Raw genomic sequence first — 17,351 nt, 5'->3', positions numbered from 1 at the left:
CCGGGTACCCGTCCGCCCGCAACGCCCCAGGCCCCGCCGGCTGCTCAGCGCCCCGGCCCCGCCCCCACCGCACTACCCCGGACGCCGCCCGATCCCCGCGGCCTCCTGTTCCACCCCTGAAGAGCCCCCCGGCGCCCCCGCCTCCACCCCGGGCCCCGGCACCTCGGCCCCCGCGCCCAGCGGCCCCCCGACCTCCCGCGCACCGCGCACCTCGCGCGCCCGCCGTGCAGGTCCCCACCCCCCGAACACCCGAACCGCCCACACCACGTACCCAAGTCCGAGCCACACATAGAAGTTGCCCGAGACGAAGTGGAACGGGTCCCAGTCCTGTTCGCGGTGCCAGTGCGGGGTGTACCAGAGGAGGCCGTAGGGGAGGAGCGGCCGAGTCGGGTCCCAGGTGCCGAAGCCGTCGATGCGGATCGGCCACGCCGCGAACAGCGCGAACAGGCCAGTCACCCACAGCCAGGCCCTCGCCGTGGCCCGGCGGGCCGCCGCGTCGCCCGCGAGGACCAGGGCCGGCACGATCCAGACCCAGTGGTGGGTCCAGGAGAGCGGCGAGCACACCAGGGTCAGCGCGCCGACGACGCAGATCGCCACCAGTTCGCGGCCCCGCCGCGAGGCCACCGTCGCCGCCGCGAGCCCGGCCACCACGAGCAGCCCGCACGCCGCGCCCCACCACGGCCCGCCGACCCCGTCGCCGCCGAAGCCGAGGCGGACGAAGACGCCGTTCAGGGACTGGTTCGCCAGATAGTCCCTGCCTCCCGGGCTGCCCGCGAGCGCCCCGCCCCAGAAGTCCGCCGACGCCTCCGGCAGCGCGATCCAGCCGCCGAGCACGGTGCCCACGAACGCCGCCGTCGCCAGCGCGGCCGCCCGGAACCGCCGGGTGAGCAGCAAGTACACGATGAACAGCGCGGGCGTCAGCTTCAGGCCCGCCGCGACGCCGACGCCGAGCCCCTTCCACGGCCGCCGGTCGTTCGTCGCGAGGTCGGTGAGCACCAGGGCGAGGAGGACGAGGTTCACCTGCCCGAAGTCCAGGTTCTGCAGCACCGGCTCGGTCCACAGGGCGACCCCGGCGACGGCGAACGCGAACCCGGCGGTGACCGCCCCCGGCCGCCGCCCGGCCGTGCCCGCCGCCGACCCCGACCCCGACTCCGGCCCTGACTCCGACCGCTGCCCGGCCACCGCCCGCGCCGCCGCCCACGCGACCAGCACCATCGCGAGGATCGACACCCCCGCCAGCACCCGCACCGCGACCACGAGGTCCGCACCCGCGAAGGCCCGGAACGGCAGCAGGGCGAAGGGCGGGTAGAGGTACGGCAGCCCGTGGATGCCGTACTTGCCCTCGTACAGGCCCCGGTCCGGCGCGTCCGCCGCGTCCAGGTACACGCTCAGGTCGGCCGGGCTGCGCGCACCGGCGTACGTCGGGTCCGTCACGACGTACCACCACGCGATGAGCGAAGCGGCGAACAGGAGCGCGCCGACGACGGGCGCCCCCAGGATCAGGGCCCGACGGCCCTCGGCGGTACGGAGCCCGGTGCGGGCGTGACGCAGTCCCATGCCCGCATGCTCGGCCCCGCCCCACCTCCCGTCCGCGCAGCTCACCGGCGGCTCACCGGGGGAGCGGCGGAACAGTGCGCCGGGTGGCGCAACGGGGGCGGTCGCGGCCGGTGGCGGCAGCGCTCGCGAGGGGCCGGAGGGAACTCGGGCGCGGGCAGCGCGGCCAGCCCCATAGGATTGGGGCCGAAACCATCACACTCACCCCTGAGGATCGCCGCATGCCTGGCATCACGCGCGAGGAGGTCGCCCACCTCGCCCGCCTTGCACGTCTGGAGCTGAAGGACGAAGAGCTCGACCACTTCGCCGGACAGCTCGACGACATCATCGGCGCGGTCGCCCGCGTCTCGGAGGTCGCCGACCAAGACGTACCGCCGACCTCCCACCCGCTGCCGCTGACGAACGTCATGCGCGCGGACGAGGTCCGTCCGTCGCTCACCCCCGAGCAGGCGCTCTCCGGAGCCCCGGCACAGGAGCAGCAGCGTTTCAAGGTGCCGCAGATCCTGGGGGAGGACTAAGAAGTCATGACGGACCAGAACCACATCATCAAGCTCACCGCTGCCGAGATCGCCGAGAACATCGCCTCCGGCGTGCTCACCGCCGTCGAGGTCACCGAGGCCCACCTGGCCCGCATCGACGCCGTCGACGAGAAGGTGCACGCCTTCCTGCACGTCGACCGCGAGGGCGCGCTCGCGCAGGCCCGCGCCGTGGACGAGAAGCGCGCGCGGGGCGAGAAGCTCGGCCCGCTCGCCGGTGTCCCGATCGCGCTCAAGGACATCTTCACCACCGAGGGGGTGCCGACCACGGTCGGTTCCAAGATCCTCGAAGGCTGGATCCCGCCGTACGACGCGACGGTCACCAAGCGCCTCAAGGCCGCCGACGTCGTCATCCTCGGCAAGACCAACATGGACGAGTTCGCCATGGGGTCGTCGACGGAGAACAGCGCGTACGGCCCGACCGGCAACCCCTGGGACCTCACCCGCATCCCGGGCGGCTCCGGCGGCGGCTCGTCCGCGTCCCTGGCGGCGTACGAGGCCCCGCTCGCCATGGGCACCGACACCGGCGGTTCCATCCGCCAGCCCGCGGCCGTCACCGGCACGGTCGGCGTCAAGCCGACCTACGGCGGCGTCTCCCGCTACGGCATGGTGGCGTTCTCGTCCTCCCTCGACCAGGGCGGGCCCTGCGCCCGTACGGTCCTGGACGCGGCCCTGCTGCACGAGGTCATCGCCGGGCACGACCCGCTGGACTCCACGTCCATCGACGCCCCGGTCCCGCCGGTCGTCGAGGCAGCCCGCAACGGCTCGGTCCAGGGCATGCGCGTCGGCGTCGTGAAGCAGTTCCGTGGCGAGCACTACCAGGCCGGGGTGATGCAGCGCTTCGACGAGTCCGTCGAGCTGCTCAAGTCCCTCGGCGCCGAGGTCGTCGAGCTGGACTGCCCGTCCTTCGACCTGGGCCTGTCCGCGTACTACCTGATCGCGCCGTCCGAGTGCTCCTCGAACCTGGCCCGCTTCGACGCCATGCGCTACGGCCTGCGCGTCGGCGACGACGGCACCAGGTCCGCCGAGGACGTCACCGCGCTCACCCGCGAGGCCGGCTTCGGCGACGAGGTCAAGCGCCGCGTGATGCTCGGTACGTACGCCCTCAGCTCCGGCTACTACGACGCGTACTACGGCAGCGCCCAGAAGGTCCGCACGCTCATCACGCGCGACTTCGAGAAGGCCTTCGAGCAGGTCGACGTGATCGTCTCGCCGACCACGCCCACAACCGCCTTCCCGATCGGCGAGCGCGCCGACGACCCGATGGCGATGTACCTGGCCGACCTCTGCACCATCCCGACCAACCTGGCGGGCAACGCCGCCATGTCGCTGCCCTGCGGCCTCGCGCCGGAGGACGGCCTGCCGGTCGGACTGCAGATCATCGCCCCCGCCCTGAAGGACGACCGTCTCTACAAGGTGGGCGCCGCCGTCGAGGCCGCCTTCGTGGAAAAGTGGGGTCACCCGCTCCTTGAGGAGGCACCGTCGCTGTGAGCAACAAGACGTCGAAAACACTGACCAAGGCCAAGGGCTTCAAGAAGTCCAAGACCGGCACGTATCTGTCCATCGGCACCACCGCGTTCGGCGCGCTCAGCACGCTCAAGCAGGTCAAGAAGGCCCGCGCCGAGCACGACACGCTCAAGCTCGTCGACGCGGTCGTCTCCGCCGCCGCCATCGTCACGGGCATCGCCATCCTGGTGCGTGAGCTGAAGCGCATCGGCGACGACGACGTTCTGCTCGGCTGAGAGGGAAGTTCCAACACCGTGACTGCCACGACCACCCCCGAGCTGGTGTCGTACGAGGACGCGCTCGCGACGTACGACCCGGTCATGGGCCTTGAGGTCCATGTCGAGCTCGGCACGAAGACCAAGATGTTCTGCGGCTGCTCCACGGAGCTGAAGCAGGACGCCAACACGCAGACCTGCCCCACCTGTCTCGGCCTGCCCGGCGCGCTGCCGGTCGTCAACGAGATCGGCGTGGAGTCCGCCATCAAGATCGGCCTCGCGCTGCACTGCGAGATCGCCGAGTGGTGCCGCTTCGCCCGGAAGAACTACTTCTATCCGGACATGCCGAAGAACTTCCAGACCTCCCAGTACGACGAGCCGATCGCCTTCAACGGCTATCTGGACGTCCAGCTGGAGGACGGCGAGGTCTTCCGCGTGGAGATCGAGCGCGCCCACATGGAGGAGGACACCGGCAAGTCGACGCACGTCGGCGGCGCCACCGGCCGCATCCACGGCGCCTCGCACTCGCTGCTCGACTACAACCGCGCGGGCATCCCGCTCATCGAGATCGTCACCAAGCCGATCGAGGGTGCGGGGGAGCGTGCTCCCGAGGTCGCCAAGGCGTACGTCGCCGAGCTGCGCGAGCTCATCAAGGCCCTCGGCGTCTCCGAGGCGCGCATGGAGCAGGGCCAGATGCGCTGCGACGTGAACCTCTCGCTGCGCCCGCACGGCCGGGAGAAGTTCGGCACCCGCTCCGAGACGAAGAACGTCAACTCGCTGCGCTCCGTGGAGCGTGCCGCCCGCTTCGAGATCCAGCGCCACGCGGCCGTGCTCAACGCGGGCGGGACGATCATCCAGGAGACCCGGCACTTCCACGAGGACGACGGTTCGACCACGTCGGGCCGGGTGAAGGAAGAGGCGGAGGACTACCGCTACTTCCCGGAGCCGGACCTGGTGCCGGTCGCCCCGTCCCGCGAGTGGGTCGAGGCGCTGCGCGCCGAACTGCCCGAGCTGCCGCTGGCCCAGCGCAACCGGCTGCGCGAGGAGTGGGGCGTGTCCGCCCACGACATGCAGTCGATCCTCAACGCCGGTGCCATCGGCCCGATCGTCGCCACCATCAACGCGGGCGCGGACGCCGTCTCCGCCCGCAAGTGGTGGATGGGCGAGCTGGCGCGCAACGCCAACGAGCAGGCCGTGGAACTCGGTTCGCTGCCGATCACCCCGGAGCAGGTGGCGCGGGTCGCCGCGCTCGTCGCCGCCGGTGAGCTGAACGACAAGCTGGCCCGTCAGGTCATCGAGGGCGTCCTCAAGGGCGAGGGCACGCCCGACGAGGTCGTCGAGAAGCGCGGCCTGAAGGTCGTCTCCGACGAGGGCGCGCTGACCGCGGCCGTCGAGGAGGCCATCGCCGGCAACCCGGCCATCGCGGACAAGATCCGCGGCGGCAAGGTGGCGGCGGCCGGCGCGCTGGTCGGCGCGGTCATGAAGGCCACCCGGGGGCAGGCCGACGCGGCCCGCGTCAAGGAGCTGATCCTGCAGCAGTTGGGCGTCGAGGGCTGACGCCGACTCGTTCCCGTACGCGAAGGGGCGCCGCACCGATTCGGTGCGGCGCCCCTTCGCGTGGCGGGGACGTTCACGCCGACTTCGGTCACCGGTCTTCCCTGGTCCACCGGGAGTCACTACCGTCCCAGCTCAGCAGACCAATGGATCAATGGACAACCATTGGGTGTCGACTGGAGGTTGGGCGTGGCAGCGGAGATATCGCGCAGACGGCTGATGGCAGTGGGCGGTGGTGCCCTGGGCGCCGCCACCGTGGGTTCCTTCCTGCCGCCGTCCCTCCAGCAGGCGCTCGCCAAGGAGCCGCCGAAGGGCGGGCTCGGCGCCATCGAGCACGTGGTGATCCTGATGCAGGAGAACCGCTCGTTCGACCACTACTTCGGGACGCTGCGCGGGGTGCGCGGCTTCTCCGACCGCAACGCGATCCAACTGCCCGGCGGCAGGAGCGTGTTCGAGCAGCCCGGGCCGCTGCGCTCCGTCCTGCCCTTCCCGGTCCGCGAGGCCGCGGCCGCGCAGCAGAAGGACCTGCAGTACATCGGCGCCCTCGACCACTCCTGGAGCGGCGGCGCCAAGGCCTGGCACGACGGCTGGATGGATGGCTGGATCACCGCGAAGACCGCGGCCACGATGGCGTACTACACGCGCGAGGACATCCCGCTGCACTACGAACTCGCGGACACCTTCACCGTCTGCGACGCCTACCACTCCTCCATCCACACCTCCACCAGCCCCAACCGCAACCACCTGTGGAGCGGCAAGACCGGCTTCGAGGCGAACGGCAGGCGCGCCGTCGAGAACGACGCGTACGCCGAGGGCACGCACCCGGGCTACGACTGGGGGACGTACGCGGAGCGCCTGGAGAAGGCCGGGGTGAGCTGGCAGACGTACACCGAGTGGGAGAACTTCACCGACAACCAGATCGAGTTCTTCACCACCTTCAAGGCGATCGCGCGCAAGGTCCTGGCCAAGACCGGCGACACGTTCATGGAGGCGTTCTACGCCAAGGTGCGCGACGCCAAGGATCAGGTGGAGCGGGGCAAGCTGCTCGCCGCGCTCGACGAGGGCGTCAAGACGCTCAGCAAGCGGGAGCGGTCGCTGTTCGAGCGGGGGCTCAGGCGGGTGCCCACCGGCACGCTGGCCGACCGGTTCGCCAAGGACGTCGCGCGCGGCAAGCTGGCCAAGGTGAACTATCTGGTGCCGTCCGCGCTCGACTCCGAGCACCCGTCGGTGTCTTCGCCGGTGCACAGTGCCACCATCGTCTACAAGGTCCTGGACGCGCTCGCCTCGCACCCGGAGGTGTGGCGGCGCACCGCCGTCTTCATCAACTACGACGAGAACGACGGCTTCTTCGACCACGTGCCGCCGCCCGTGCCGGGCGGGGACTCCGCCGAGGAACAGGCGGAGCGCTGGGAGGGGCGGCCGACCGGGCTCGGGGCGCGGGTGCCGATGCTGGTGGTGTCGCCGTGGACCGTCGGCGGCTACGTGTGCTCCGAGGTCTTCGACCACACCTCCGTCGTGCGCTTCCTGGAGAAGTGGACGGGTGTGCGCGAGCCCAACATCGGCCCCTGGCGCCGCAAGGTCACCGGCGACCTCACCGGCGCCTTCGACTTCCACCGCGGCCACCGTCAGCCCGAGGTCGAGCAGCCCGGCACCATCCCGGTGTTCTCCGGCCGCTGGCAGCCCAAGCCGCCGGAGAAGCAGACGATGCCCGTGCAGGAGCCGGGCGTGCGCCGGGCCCGGCCGCTGCCGTACCAGCCGGACGCCGACCTCAAGCGCACCAAGGACGGCACCCTGAAGGTGCGGCTGCGCAACGGCGGCCGGCGCGCCGCGCACTTCGCGCTGTACCCGTACGCCGCGGAGTTCCCCCTGCCGCAGCATCAGGACGTGGTGCACGACGGCTCCTGGACCCTGCCCGCGCAGAGTGACGCGTATCACTTCACCGTCACCGGGCCGAACGGATTCCGCCGCGAATTCGTAGGACAGAGGGAAGGCGCGGCCGCCCTCTCCTCGGCGATCACCCGGCGCGAGATCCATCTGACGCTGGCCAACCGGGGCAGGGGGCACCTCGTCTTCACGGTCAAGCCGATCGGATACGTCGAGGAAGCCGACGTCCGGCGGCGCACCCGCACGGTGAGGATCAAGGCAGGAAGCAGCCGCACCATCGCCTGGCAGACGGGCGACGAGCGCGGCTGGTACGACATCGAGGTCACCGCCGAGGGCGACAAGGGCTTCCGGCGGCGCCTGATGGGGCACATCGAGAACGGTCGCGCCGGCGTCTCCGGCTGACCTGTTCACCGGGAACCCCAGAAGGGCCTCGAAGCCTTCTGGGGTTCCCCTTGTGCCCTTGTGAGTAAGGCCACGAAAGGGACCAAGGATCTCCGGGGGCTGTCAGAGTGTCTGCGCATGGGTCATCTCGCCGCATAAGCGATGATCATGATCCATTTCCCCGCTCATGTCGCTCATGTGTTCTTTACGGGTCACTCCGACGCTTCCCGGCTGCTCCCGCTGAAGATCCACGAATAACTCAGGGAGCCAGTTCGTGGCAGCACTCGCCCGGTGGTGCGTCCGGCACCGCCTAGTCGCCGTACTGCTCTGGCTTCTCGCACTCGGCGGCACGGCCGCCGCTGCCGCCGCCGTCGGCTCCGCGTACTCGAACAACTACGAAGTGCCCGGCACCGAGTCCGACCGCGCGACGAAGCTCCTGGCCGCGGGCTTCCCCGACCTCGGCGGCGACAGCGACACCGTCGTCTGGCACACCCCCGCGGACCAGAAGGTCCGCTCCGCCGCCGTCGAGCAGACGATGACCGAGACCCTCGACAAGATCGCGGAGCTGCCGGGCGTCGCCTCCGTCGCCAGCCCGTACGCCGACCGGGGCGCCGCCCAGATCAGCGCGGACGGCCGCACCGCCTACGCCACCGTCACCTTCCGCGACCAGATCGACTCCCTCGACCAGGCCCAGGCCCAGGCCGTCGTCGACACCGCGAAGGCCGCCGAGGCGGTAGGTCTCGACGGCCTCGACATCGAACTCGGCGGCGGCGCGATCGGGCTCACCGAGTCCAAGAGCGCCAAGACCGCCGAGATCGTCGGCGTGGCCGTCGCCGCCGTCGTGCTCTTCCTGGCCTTCGGCTCGCTGGCCGCCTCGCTGCTGCCCATCGCCACGGCGGTCGTCTCCGTCGGCACGGCGTACGCGGGCATCGTGCTGCTCGGCCACTTCATGACCGTCGCCGACTTCGCGCCGATGCTCGGCACCCTCATCGGGCTCGGCGTCGGCATCGACTACGCGCTGTTCATCGTGACCCGCCACCGCAAGGGCCTCAAGAGCGGTCTGCCCGTGGCCGAGGCCGCCGAACGGGCCGTCGCCACCACCGGCCGCGCCGTCGTCTTCGCGGGCGCCACCGTCTGCATCGCCCTGCTCGGCATGCTGATCCTGCGCCTGAGCTTCCTCAACGGCGTCGCCATCGCCGCGTCCCTCACCGTGATCCTCACGGTGGCCGCCTCCGTGACGCTGCTCCCGGCGCTGCTCTCCTTCATCGGCCCGCGCGCCCTCAGCCGCCGCGAGCGCCGCAAGCTGGCCGAGCGCGGGCCCGAGCCGGAGGTGCCGACGGGGCTCGCCGCCCGCTGGTCGGCGTTCGTGGAGCGGCACCCCAAGCTGCTCGGCGGCATCGCCGTCGCCGTGATCGCGCTGCTCGCCATCCCCACCCTCTCCCTTCACCTCGGCACCTCCGACCAGGGCAACAACCCCTCGTCGGCCACCACCCGGCAGGCCTACGACCTCCTCGCCGACGGCTTCGGCCCCGGCGTCAACGGCCCCCTCACCCTCGTCACCGAGGTCCACGGCGCCCCCGACCGGCTCGCCCTCGACAACCTCGGCGCCACCCTGAAGTCCACGCCGGGCGTCTCCTCCGTGAGCCCCGTGACGTACGACGACAGCGGCAGCGCGGCTTTCCTCACCGTCGTTCCGGACTCCTCGCCCCAGTCCCAGCAGACCAGCGACCTGGTCGACCGACTCCGCTCCGACGTGCTGCCCAAGGCCCAGACCGACACCTCCCTCGACGTGCACGTCGGCGGCGTGACGGCCGGATACGACGACTTCGCCGAGATCATCGTCGGCAAGCTCCCGCTGTTCGTGGGCGTCGTGATCGGCCTCGGCTGCGTCCTGCTGCTGCTCGCCTTCCGCTCGGTCGGCATCCCGCTCAAGGCCGCCGTGATGAACGTGGCGGCGGTGGCGGCGGCCTTCGGCGTCGTGGTGGCGGTGTTCCAGTGGGGCTGGGGGAGCGAGCTGATGGGGCTCGGCCGGGCCGGGCCGATCGAGCCCTTCCTCCCCGTGATCATGGTCTCGGTCCTCTTCGGCCTCTCCATGGACTACCAGGTGTTCCTGGTCAGCAGGATGTACGAGGAGTGGTTGGAGACCGGCGACAACCGCGTCGCCGTCCGCGTCGGCCTCGCCGAGACCAGCCGCGTGATCAACTCCGCGGCGGTGATCATGATTTCGGTCTTCCTGGCGTTCGTGCTCAGCGGGGACCGGGTGATCGCCATGTTCGGCATCGCGCTCGCGGCGGCCGTCGCGCTCGACGCGTTCGTGCTGCGCACGCTGCTCGTGCCCGCCCTGATGCACATGCTCGGCGGCGCCAACTGGTGGCTGCCCAAGCGCCTCGACCGCTGGCTGCCCCGGATCAGTATTGAGGTGCCCGAATCGCGCGTGCGTGCGAGGATCCCGGGACAGCGTGCGGTGGAGGACGCGCCGCTCGCGCTGAAGGATCTGTAGGGGTCTTCGAGGACCTGGAGAGGGCACGTGAGCGCGCACGGCGAGCGGCGTGCCTCGACCTGTGCCGTGTGACGTGTGAGGAGCGGGATGTTCGCGATATCCGTGGGCGAAGGGGCCGAGCTGCGGCCGATCGAGCCGTGGCACGCCGAGGAGCTGCTGGCTCATGTGGAGCGGGCGCGCGAGTACGCGGGCCCCTGGGTCCCGTTCACCGTGAAGGTCAAGGACCTTGAGTCGGCGCGGGCCCACCTCCAGCACTTCGCCGAGCGGCAGGCCGCCGACACGGGGCGCCTCTACGGCATCTGGCTCGACGGCACGCTCGTGGGCGGCGTCCTCTTCCGGATCTTCGACACCGCCGTCGAGTCCTGCGAGGTCGGGGTGTGGCTGGAGCCGTCCGCGGCCGGGCGCGGCCTGATCACCAACGCATCGCGCGTCATCATCGACTGGGCGGTCGACCAGCGCGGCATGCACCGCATCGAGTGGCTGGTGTCCTCCCGCAACGAACGCAGCAAGGGCGTGGCGGCGCGGCTCGGCTTCGTCCTCGACGGGGTGCTGCGGGAGTCCTTCCCCTGGCAGGGGGTGCGGCACGACATGGAGGTGTGGTCGGTCCTCGCGCCGGAGTGGCGGGAGGCGCGGGCCGCGCGGGAGGCCGCTGAAGGCGCTGAGGCCGCTGGGGCCGCTGGGGCCCAGGCTTAGGACGAGTCGCTGTCGGGGCGCGGCTCGGGGGTGCCCGGCCGCGCCCGGCGTTAAGCGGGCTCTCATAAACGGGCCGTCTCCGTAAGGGAGTTCTCATACTGCGTCCGTACGGTGCGGGGCATGGGAACCAAGGCAGTTGACGAGACCGCAGACACCGCTGGCGCCGGGGCCGAGGCCGAGGTCGACCTCAAGAAGGGCGAGGGCGCGGATGAGGCCGAGAGCGCTGCGGGCGCTGCGAAGGTGAGCCCGGCGGCTGCTGAGGCCGACGAGGTCGCGAAGGCCGACGGCGCCGCGGCGGACGGGGAGTTGGTGGACGGCGCGGCCGATGAGGTCGACGACGATGAGGCCGACGACGAGGACGACGAGTTCGAGGCCGCCGCGGCCGACGCCGCCGCCTCGTCCGCCGGGGTCGGCCAGGGCGCCGGTGCCGTCGTCGCCGCCGCGCTCGGCGTGGTCGGGCTCTCCGGCGGCTGGCTCGGCACCGTCGCGTCCGCCCGCGAGTCGCTGATGGGCCAGCTCAAGACGTCGCAGGGCGCGAGCGTGGCCCAGCAGGTCCAGGAGGTCTACGGCGACTCCTGGAAGACCACCGCCCTGGTCGGCGGGCTGTTCGCGCTCGCGGCCCTGGTGGTCGGCGCCGGTGTCCTGGTGCGCCCCGCGTTCGGCGAGCCGGGGCGGCCGCAGGCGCCGTGGATCAAGTCGGTGGCGTGGGCCGGAGTCGCGCTGGGCGTGATCGGGCTGCTGCTGGCGATCGCGAAGTACACGAACGTACTCCTGGACCTGCCGTCGACGAGCTAGCGCCGCCGACGACGAGCTAACACCGCTGTCGACGAGCTAGCGCCGCCGACGAAGCGCCACGGCACGACCGAGAGCGCGGCGCGGCTCCCCGCCGTGCTCTCAACTCCCTCTCGGCCTCGCCCTTCTCCCGTCCGGCACGGACGCGGGGGGCGAGGCCGACGAGGATCCGGAGGGTGAGCACACCGGCCCACGGAAACGGTCGGACTGCTGCCGTACCCCGTACGCATCCGCATCGTGCACGCCATGCCTGACGGCCGTACGCGCACCACCACCGAACTCCGCGCCCTGCTGCCCGACGTGTCCTAGGCGGCCCTCGCGGCGGAGTCCCACACGTATCGGGACCGTGGTGACGCCGCCCTGGCCCCGGACCAGGCCCTCCTGGCCCCGGACCAGGCCCTCCTGGCCCCGGACCAGGCCCCCCTGACCTGCGGTCCCACCCCTCTGGGCCACCCTCGCCTAAGCCCTCTCCCAAGTCCTGCCTAAGCCCTCACGTAGGCCCTCACCTGCCCTAAGGCCCCCCTCGCCCCGGAACCAGCACCTCCCTAAGCACCCACTCCCTCCCTAAGACCCCCACCGGCCCCAAGATGCGGCACTCTCCCGATGTGCCGCACCCCCCTGGCAGACGAAAGTGGAGTCATCGCCGAACGCGAGGCGAACACCACAGAGCACCACTGACCAGCCAGGGAGCACACCATGTTCGAGTACGAACTCCACCAGCAGCGCACCGCCGAGCTCGCCCAGGCCGCCGAGCACGACCGCCTGGTGCGGGAGGCCCGCAAGGCCGCCCGCGCGGGCCGCCGGGGCCGACGCGGCAACGAAACCGAGGGGCGGGTGACCCCCGGGCGCATAACGGAACGCCTCACCGACCGCTTCACGCGCGCCGCGTGAGGGGCCGGGCGTGCCCGCCCCGCACCCGGCGCCGGGGGTGAACCCCACCCCTCCCACGGCACCCGAGGCGGCCCCGGTCGCACCGTCCGAGGCCGCCCCGGTTTCGCCCACCGGGAAACGGTCTGCCACGAAGTCGCAGGTCTGTGCCATGCTCACGACCATGGAGACCAGGTCCGTCAGCCCGGTGTTCGTCGGCCGGACCGACGAACTGGGCGCCCTCGAAGACGCGCTCGCCCGCGCCGCCGCACCGGCCGCGGGCGAGCCACAGGCGTTGCTGCTCGGCGGCGAGGCGGGCGTCGGCAAGACCAGGCTCCTGGAGGAGTTCGCGAGCGTGGCCTGCGCGCGCGGCGCGGTCGTCGCCGTCGGCGGCTGCGTGGAGATCGGCGCCGACGGGCTGCCCTTCGCCCCCTTCTCCACCGCCCTGCGCACCCTGCGCCGGAGACTGCCCGACCGGTTCGCCGCCGCGGCCGCGGGCCAGGAGGAGGAACTGTCCCGGCTGCTGCCGGAGCTGTGCGACTCGGCGCCGCTCCCGGGCACCGGCGGGCGCAACGGCGAGGAAGCCACGGCCAGGCTCTTCGAACTGACCGCGCGGCTGCTGGAAGCACTCGCCTCCGAACAGACCATCGTCCTCGCCCTGGAAGACCTGCACTGGGCCGACGCCTCCACCCGCCACCTCCTGTCGTACCTCTTCCGCACGCTGCGCCGCGGCCGCCTCGTCGTCCTGGCCAGCTACCGCGCCGACGACGTCCACCGCCGCCACCCGCTGCGCCCCCTGCTCGCCGAACTCGACCGGCTGCGCACCGTCCGCCGCGTCGAGGTGGGCCGCTTCACCCGTGACGAGGTCGGCCGCCAGATGGCCGGGATCCTCGGCGCCCAGCCCGCGTCGAAGCTGGTCGACGACATCTTCGAACGCTCCGACGGCAACGCCTTCTTCGTCGAGGAACTCGCCGTCGCCTCCCACGGCGGCAGCTGCGCCGCCCTCACCGACTCGCTGCGCGACCTGCTCCTCGTCCGTGTCGAGGAACTCCCCGAGGACACCCAGCGGGTGGCGCGGATCGTCGCGGAGGGCGGCTCCACCGTCGAGTACGACCTGCTCGCCGAGGTCAGCGGCCTCGGCGAGGACGACCTCATCGACGCACTGCGTGCCGCCGTCGGCGCCAACATCCTGATCCCCTCGCCCGGCGGCGACGGCTACCGCTTCCGGCACTCCCTGGTCCGCGAAGCCGTCGGTGACGACCTGCTGCCCGGCGAGCGCTCCCGCATCAACCGCCGCTTCGCCACCGCCCTTGAAGCCGACCCCGCGCTCGTCGCCGCCGACCAGCGCGCCACCCGCCTGGCCAGCTACTGGTACCACGCCCACGACGCCGCCAAGGCCCTGCCCGCCGTCCTCAACGCCTCCGTCGAGGCCCGCTGCCGGCACGCCTACGCCGAGCAACTGCGGCTCCTGGAGCGGGCGATGGAACTCTGGGACGGCGCCCCCGACGACGTCCGCGTCCAACTGCGCCCCGTCGACTACACCGAGGTCTACCCGCCCTGCGGCTGCGACCCCGAGACCACCCCGCTGCGCTACCTGGACCTGATGGCCGAGGCCGCCGTCGCGGGCCGCATCTGCGGCGAACGCGAACGCGCCCTGAAAATCACCAAGCGGGCCCTGCGCCTCCTCGACGACGAGCCGGACGCGCTGCGCGCCGCCTGGTTCTGGGTGCAGCGCTCCCGGCTCGTGCAGACCCTCGCCCGCGGCGACGGCTGGAAGGAACTCGCCACCGCCCAGGACCTCGTCCGCGGCCTGCCGCCGTCGGTCGTGCACGCGGAAGTGCTCTCCATGGTCGCCGGGTGGTCGATGCTCCACGAGCCGGGACCCGACGCCTTCGCCGCCGCCGAAAAGGCCGTGGAGTACGCCCGCATGGTCGGTGCCCGCGACATCGAACTGTCCGCCCGCCTCACCCTCGGCGGCCTGATGGTCGACGCGGGCGACGTCGACGCCGGGGTCGCCGAGATGTTCGCGGTCCGCGAGCAGGTCCTCGCCGGTGGCAGCGTCGGCCCTGTCGGCCGCACCTTCATCAACCTCCCGTCCGTCCTCGAAGGCATCGGCCGCTCCCGCGAGGCCGCCGAACTCCTCGACGAGGGCATCCGCCTCGCCCAGCGCTACGGCCTCCTCGAATCCGAGCCCTGGATGTGGGCCAACCAGTCAGAGGCGCTCTACGCCCTCGGCCGCTGGACCGAAGCCGTCGAAGCCGCCCGCCGCGCGGGCCTCAGTGCCAAGCCCCGCGGCGGCGCCTGTCTGCGCCTGGCCCACCTCGCGCTCGCCCGCGGCGACATCGCCGAGGCCGCCCACCAACTCGCCGAGGCCCGCAAGCACTTCGGCACCCACGACCCGATGCCGCAGAACTCGCTGCCGCTGCACCGCGTCGCCATCGGCGTCGCCGCGGGCGAGGGCCGTCTCCTCGACGCCCGCACCGAACTCGAACGCGCCCTCGCCGAGGGCTTCCCGCCCGGCACCCAGCGCTACGGCTGGCCCCTGCTCCTCGCCGCCGCCACCGCCGAGGCCGACGCCCGGGGCCTGCCCATCGCCGCCCCCGGCCGCGCCGACACCCTCCACCTCATCCGCACCACCGCCAAGTCCCTGCCCACGATCGCCCCCGTCTGGGCGGCCTACGAACTCTGGGTCCGCGCCGAACTCCTGCGCGCCGAAGGCCGCGCCACCCCCGACGAGTGGCTGGCCGCCCTCACCGCCGTCGGCCCTCTGGAGCGCCCCTACGACCTCGCCCGCGTCCGACACCGCCTCGCCGAGGCCCTGCTCACCCCCGGAACCGGCGCTGGTGACGCCGACCGCGACCGGGCCGCCGAACTCCTCCGCCAGGCCGGAGCCGTCGCCGAGCACCTGGGCGCCCGCCCCCTCGCCGACGCCGTCGACCGGCTCGCCCAGCGCACCCGGCTCTCCCTCACCGGCGCGCCCCCGGCCACACCCGCCGACCCGGCCGACGCCTTCGGCCTGACCTCCCGCGAACGGGACGTCCTGCGCCTGGTCACCGCCGGCCGCACCAACCGCCAGATCGCCGAGGAACTGTTCATCTCCCCGAAGACGGCGAGCGTGCACGTCTCCAACATCCTCGCCAAGCTCGGCGTCGCGGGCCGCGGCGAGGCGGCGGCCCTCGCCCACCGCCTCCACTTGTTCCCGGCAGATCCCCCGGACTCCACGGGCCCCGCGCCCCGAGCCACCGCCTGACGGAGCCCCGGCTTGTTTCCCGCGCGCTCGCTTACGCTGGAGAACAGGACCCCGTTCCGTTCCCTGGAGGCGCAGTGTTCAACGTGTTCGAACAGCTCTTCGCGCCGGGCCGCAAACACACGGACGACGAGAACAAGCGCCTGGAGCTGTCACGGGTCGACGTGGACGACGGCGACCCCGGACGCGGGCCGATAGACCTGTCCTCCGGCAAGGTCGTGGTGCGGGTGCCCCAGCAGGCTCCGGGGGACCGCACGGACCCCGAGGCCGAGCCGGAGGCCTGACCTCCCCGGGGCCGAGCCCGAGGTCTGACGCCCGAGGCCCCTTGGCCGCCGCCGCACCAACACTTCACGTCAGGCGCCGCTCACCTCATGTCACCGGCTCCCGGCTTCACTCGCTTCTCACTTCACCCGCACCTCCAGAATCTTGTCGTCCTCCTTCCCGGGCGTCCCCCGCGAGTCCGTCTCGCTGGTCACCAGCCACAGCTTGTCGCCGTCCGCCGCGACCACCGTGCGCAACCGCCCGTACTTCTCCGTGAGGAACGCCTCCGTCTTCGGGTCGCCGCTCACGCCCCGCACCGGGATGCGCCACAGCCGCTCGCCGCGCAGGCCCGCCATCCAGACCGAGCCCTTCGCGTAGGCAACGCCGCTCGGGGAGGCCTCCGACGTCTTCCACTCGGCGACGGGCGCGTGGAAGCCGTCATCGGCGTCGTCATCGCCCTTGCCCTCGACCTCCGGCCAGCCGTAGTTGTCGCCGGCCTTGATCTCGTTCAGCTCGTCCCAGGTGTCCTGCCCGAACTCCGAGGCCCACAGGCGCTTGTCCTCGTCCCAGTCCAGGCCCTGGACGTTGCGGTGGCCGTACGAATAAACGGGGGAGTCGGCGAAGGGGTTGCCCGGGGCCGGGTCGCCGTCCGGGGTCAGGCGCAGGATCTTGCCGCCCAGGGACTTCTTGTCCTGCGCGAGGTCCGTCTCACCGGTCTCGCCGGTGCCCGCGTACAACATCTTGTCCGGGCCGAAGGCGATCCGGCCGCCGTTGTGGATCACGCCCTTCGGGATGCCCTTGAACACCGTGTCGGGGGCGCCCAGTTGCTGACCGGACGGCTTCTTCTCGTCGTACAGCATGCGGGCGACGCGGTTGTCGGACTCCGTGGTGAAGTACGCGTACACCTGGTGGTCGGAGGCGTACGTCGGGGAGAGGGCGAGGCCCATCAGGCCGCCCTCGCCCGCGGCGGCGACCCCGGGGACCGAGCCGACCTCGGTCTTCTTGCCGCTCTCGCCGTCGATCCGGGTGATCGTGCCCTCGTCGCGGGAGGACACGAGCAGGTCGCCGCCCGGCAGCGGGGCCAGGCCCCAGGGGGACTTCAGGCCCGTGGCGAGGGTCTTGGTGACCTCGGCCGAGCCCTTCTCCGGTGGCGCGTCGGCGGCGTCGCCCGACGGTGCCGCGCCCGAGTCGGCGGAGCTGGACTCCGCGCTCTTGTCGCCCGAAGGGCCGTCGTCGTCCGACGAGCACCCGGTCGCCAGCAGGAGCGCGGCGGCGGCCAACACGGCCGTCGCGGCGGCACGGTGAGGATGGTGAGCACTCAGCACGATCAGGTCCCTTCGACGCGGAGCTTCTACTGTTCA

At 72.2% G+C, this 17,351-nt stretch carries 13 protein-coding genes; 11 read left to right on the top strand and 2 right to left on the bottom strand.

Annotated elements, in window-relative coordinates; genetic code table 11:
• Nucleotides 1–72: 72 nt before the first annotated feature.
• Nucleotides 73–1,557 carry a glycosyltransferase 87 family protein gene (locus IE274_RS39990; protein ID WP_190114179.1) on the bottom strand — a complete coding sequence of 495 codons (1,485 nt, stop codon included), beginning with the start codon at nucleotides 1,555–1,557 and terminating at the stop codon, nucleotides 73–75.
• 218 nt (nucleotides 1,558–1,775) lie between these two features.
• Here IE274_RS39990 and gatC point away from each other — a divergent pair, with 218 nt between their 5' ends.
• The 11 genes from gatC (at nucleotide 1,776) to IE274_RS03945 (ending at nucleotide 16,013) form a co-directional block, all read left to right on the top strand.
• Nucleotides 1,776–2,072, top strand: a complete 297-nt coding sequence (gene gatC, locus IE274_RS03995) for an Asp-tRNA(Asn)/Glu-tRNA(Gln) amidotransferase subunit GatC (protein ID WP_016642027.1) — start codon at nucleotides 1,776–1,778, stop codon at nucleotides 2,070–2,072.
• Between the two features lie 6 nt (nucleotides 2,073–2,078).
• Complete coding sequence (gatA, locus tag IE274_RS03990; RefSeq protein WP_190114178.1) at nucleotides 2,079–3,581, top strand: Asp-tRNA(Asn)/Glu-tRNA(Gln) amidotransferase subunit GatA; 1,503 nt, start codon at nucleotides 2,079–2,081, stop codon at nucleotides 3,579–3,581.
• On the top strand, nucleotides 3,578–3,832 hold the full coding sequence (locus IE274_RS03985; RefSeq protein WP_190114177.1) for a hypothetical protein: 255 nt from the start codon (nucleotides 3,578–3,580) through the stop codon (nucleotides 3,830–3,832). Before gatA ends, IE274_RS03985 begins: the two co-directional genes overlap by 4 nt.
• Before the next feature lie 18 nt (nucleotides 3,833–3,850).
• Entirely contained in the window at nucleotides 3,851–5,368 is a 1,518-nt protein-coding gene (gatB, locus tag IE274_RS03980; RefSeq protein WP_190114176.1) for an Asp-tRNA(Asn)/Glu-tRNA(Gln) amidotransferase subunit GatB, read from the top strand.
• A 186-nt stretch (nucleotides 5,369–5,554) separates the two neighbouring features.
• On the top strand, nucleotides 5,555–7,651 hold the full coding sequence (locus IE274_RS03975) for a phosphocholine-specific phospholipase C (protein ID WP_190114175.1): 2,097 nt from the start codon (nucleotides 5,555–5,557) through the stop codon (nucleotides 7,649–7,651).
• A 253-nt stretch (nucleotides 7,652–7,904) separates the two neighbouring features.
• On the top strand, nucleotides 7,905–10,130 hold the full coding sequence (locus tag IE274_RS03970) for an MMPL family transporter (protein WP_190114174.1): 2,226 nt from the start codon (nucleotides 7,905–7,907) through the stop codon (nucleotides 10,128–10,130).
• An 87-nt stretch (nucleotides 10,131–10,217) separates the two neighbouring features.
• On the top strand, nucleotides 10,218–10,823 hold the full coding sequence (locus IE274_RS03965; protein WP_190114173.1) for a GNAT family N-acetyltransferase: 606 nt from the start codon (nucleotides 10,218–10,220) through the stop codon (nucleotides 10,821–10,823).
• A 120-nt stretch (nucleotides 10,824–10,943) separates the two neighbouring features.
• A complete protein-coding gene (locus IE274_RS03960) occupies nucleotides 10,944–11,618 on the top strand; it encodes a hypothetical protein (protein ID WP_190114172.1) in 675 nt (224 codons plus the stop codon).
• 693 nt (nucleotides 11,619–12,311) lie between these two features.
• The gene (locus IE274_RS03955) at nucleotides 12,312–12,506 is read left to right on the top strand and encodes a hypothetical protein (RefSeq protein WP_190114171.1); all 195 of its coding nucleotides are present in this window, start codon (nucleotides 12,312–12,314) and stop codon (nucleotides 12,504–12,506) included.
• A gap of 148 nt (nucleotides 12,507–12,654) precedes the next feature.
• Nucleotides 12,655–15,732 carry a helix-turn-helix transcriptional regulator gene (locus tag IE274_RS03950; protein ID WP_190114170.1) on the top strand — a complete coding sequence of 1,026 codons (3,078 nt, stop codon included), beginning with the start codon at nucleotides 12,655–12,657 and terminating at the stop codon, nucleotides 15,730–15,732.
• A 74-nt stretch (nucleotides 15,733–15,806) separates the two neighbouring features.
• Nucleotides 15,807–16,013 (top strand): DUF6191 domain-containing protein, encoded by a 207-nt coding sequence (locus tag IE274_RS03945; RefSeq protein WP_190114169.1) that lies wholly within the window; start codon nucleotides 15,807–15,809, stop codon nucleotides 16,011–16,013.
• 117 nt (nucleotides 16,014–16,130) lie between these two features.
• Here IE274_RS03945 and IE274_RS03940 read toward each other — a convergent pair whose 3' ends face one another.
• Entirely contained in the window at nucleotides 16,131–17,315 is a 1,185-nt protein-coding gene (locus IE274_RS03940; protein ID WP_229909194.1) for a PQQ-dependent sugar dehydrogenase, read from the bottom strand.
• Nucleotides 17,316–17,351 lie beyond the last annotated feature (36 nt).

It is taken from the genome of Streptomyces flavofungini (assembly GCF_014650815.1).
In the GTDB taxonomy this organism is placed as follows: Bacteria; Actinomycetota; Actinomycetes; order Streptomycetales; family Streptomycetaceae; genus Streptomyces; species Streptomyces flavofungini.
This window is presented reverse-complemented; position numbering and strand designations above follow the sequence as displayed.

What these genes read in the sequence shown, in the direction of transcription:
- IE274_RS39990 (WP_190114179.1), bottom strand. Translation starts at nt 1,557, where the DNA reads ATGGGACTGCGTCACGCCCGCACCGGGCTCCGTACCGCCGAGGGCCGT.
- gatC (WP_016642027.1), top strand. Translation starts at nt 1,776, where the DNA reads ATGCCTGGCATCACGCGCGAGGAGGTCGCCCACCTCGCCCGCCTTGCA.
- gatA (WP_190114178.1), top strand. Translation starts at nt 2,079, where the DNA reads ATGACGGACCAGAACCACATCATCAAGCTCACCGCTGCCGAGATCGCC.
- IE274_RS03965 (WP_190114173.1), top strand. Translation starts at nt 10,218, where the DNA reads ATGTTCGCGATATCCGTGGGCGAAGGGGCCGAGCTGCGGCCGATCGAG.
- IE274_RS03960 (WP_190114172.1), top strand. Translation starts at nt 10,944, where the DNA reads ATGGGAACCAAGGCAGTTGACGAGACCGCAGACACCGCTGGCGCCGGG.
- IE274_RS03955 (WP_190114171.1), top strand. Translation starts at nt 12,312, where the DNA reads ATGTTCGAGTACGAACTCCACCAGCAGCGCACCGCCGAGCTCGCCCAG.
- IE274_RS03950 (WP_190114170.1), top strand. Translation starts at nt 12,655, where the DNA reads ATGCTCACGACCATGGAGACCAGGTCCGTCAGCCCGGTGTTCGTCGGC.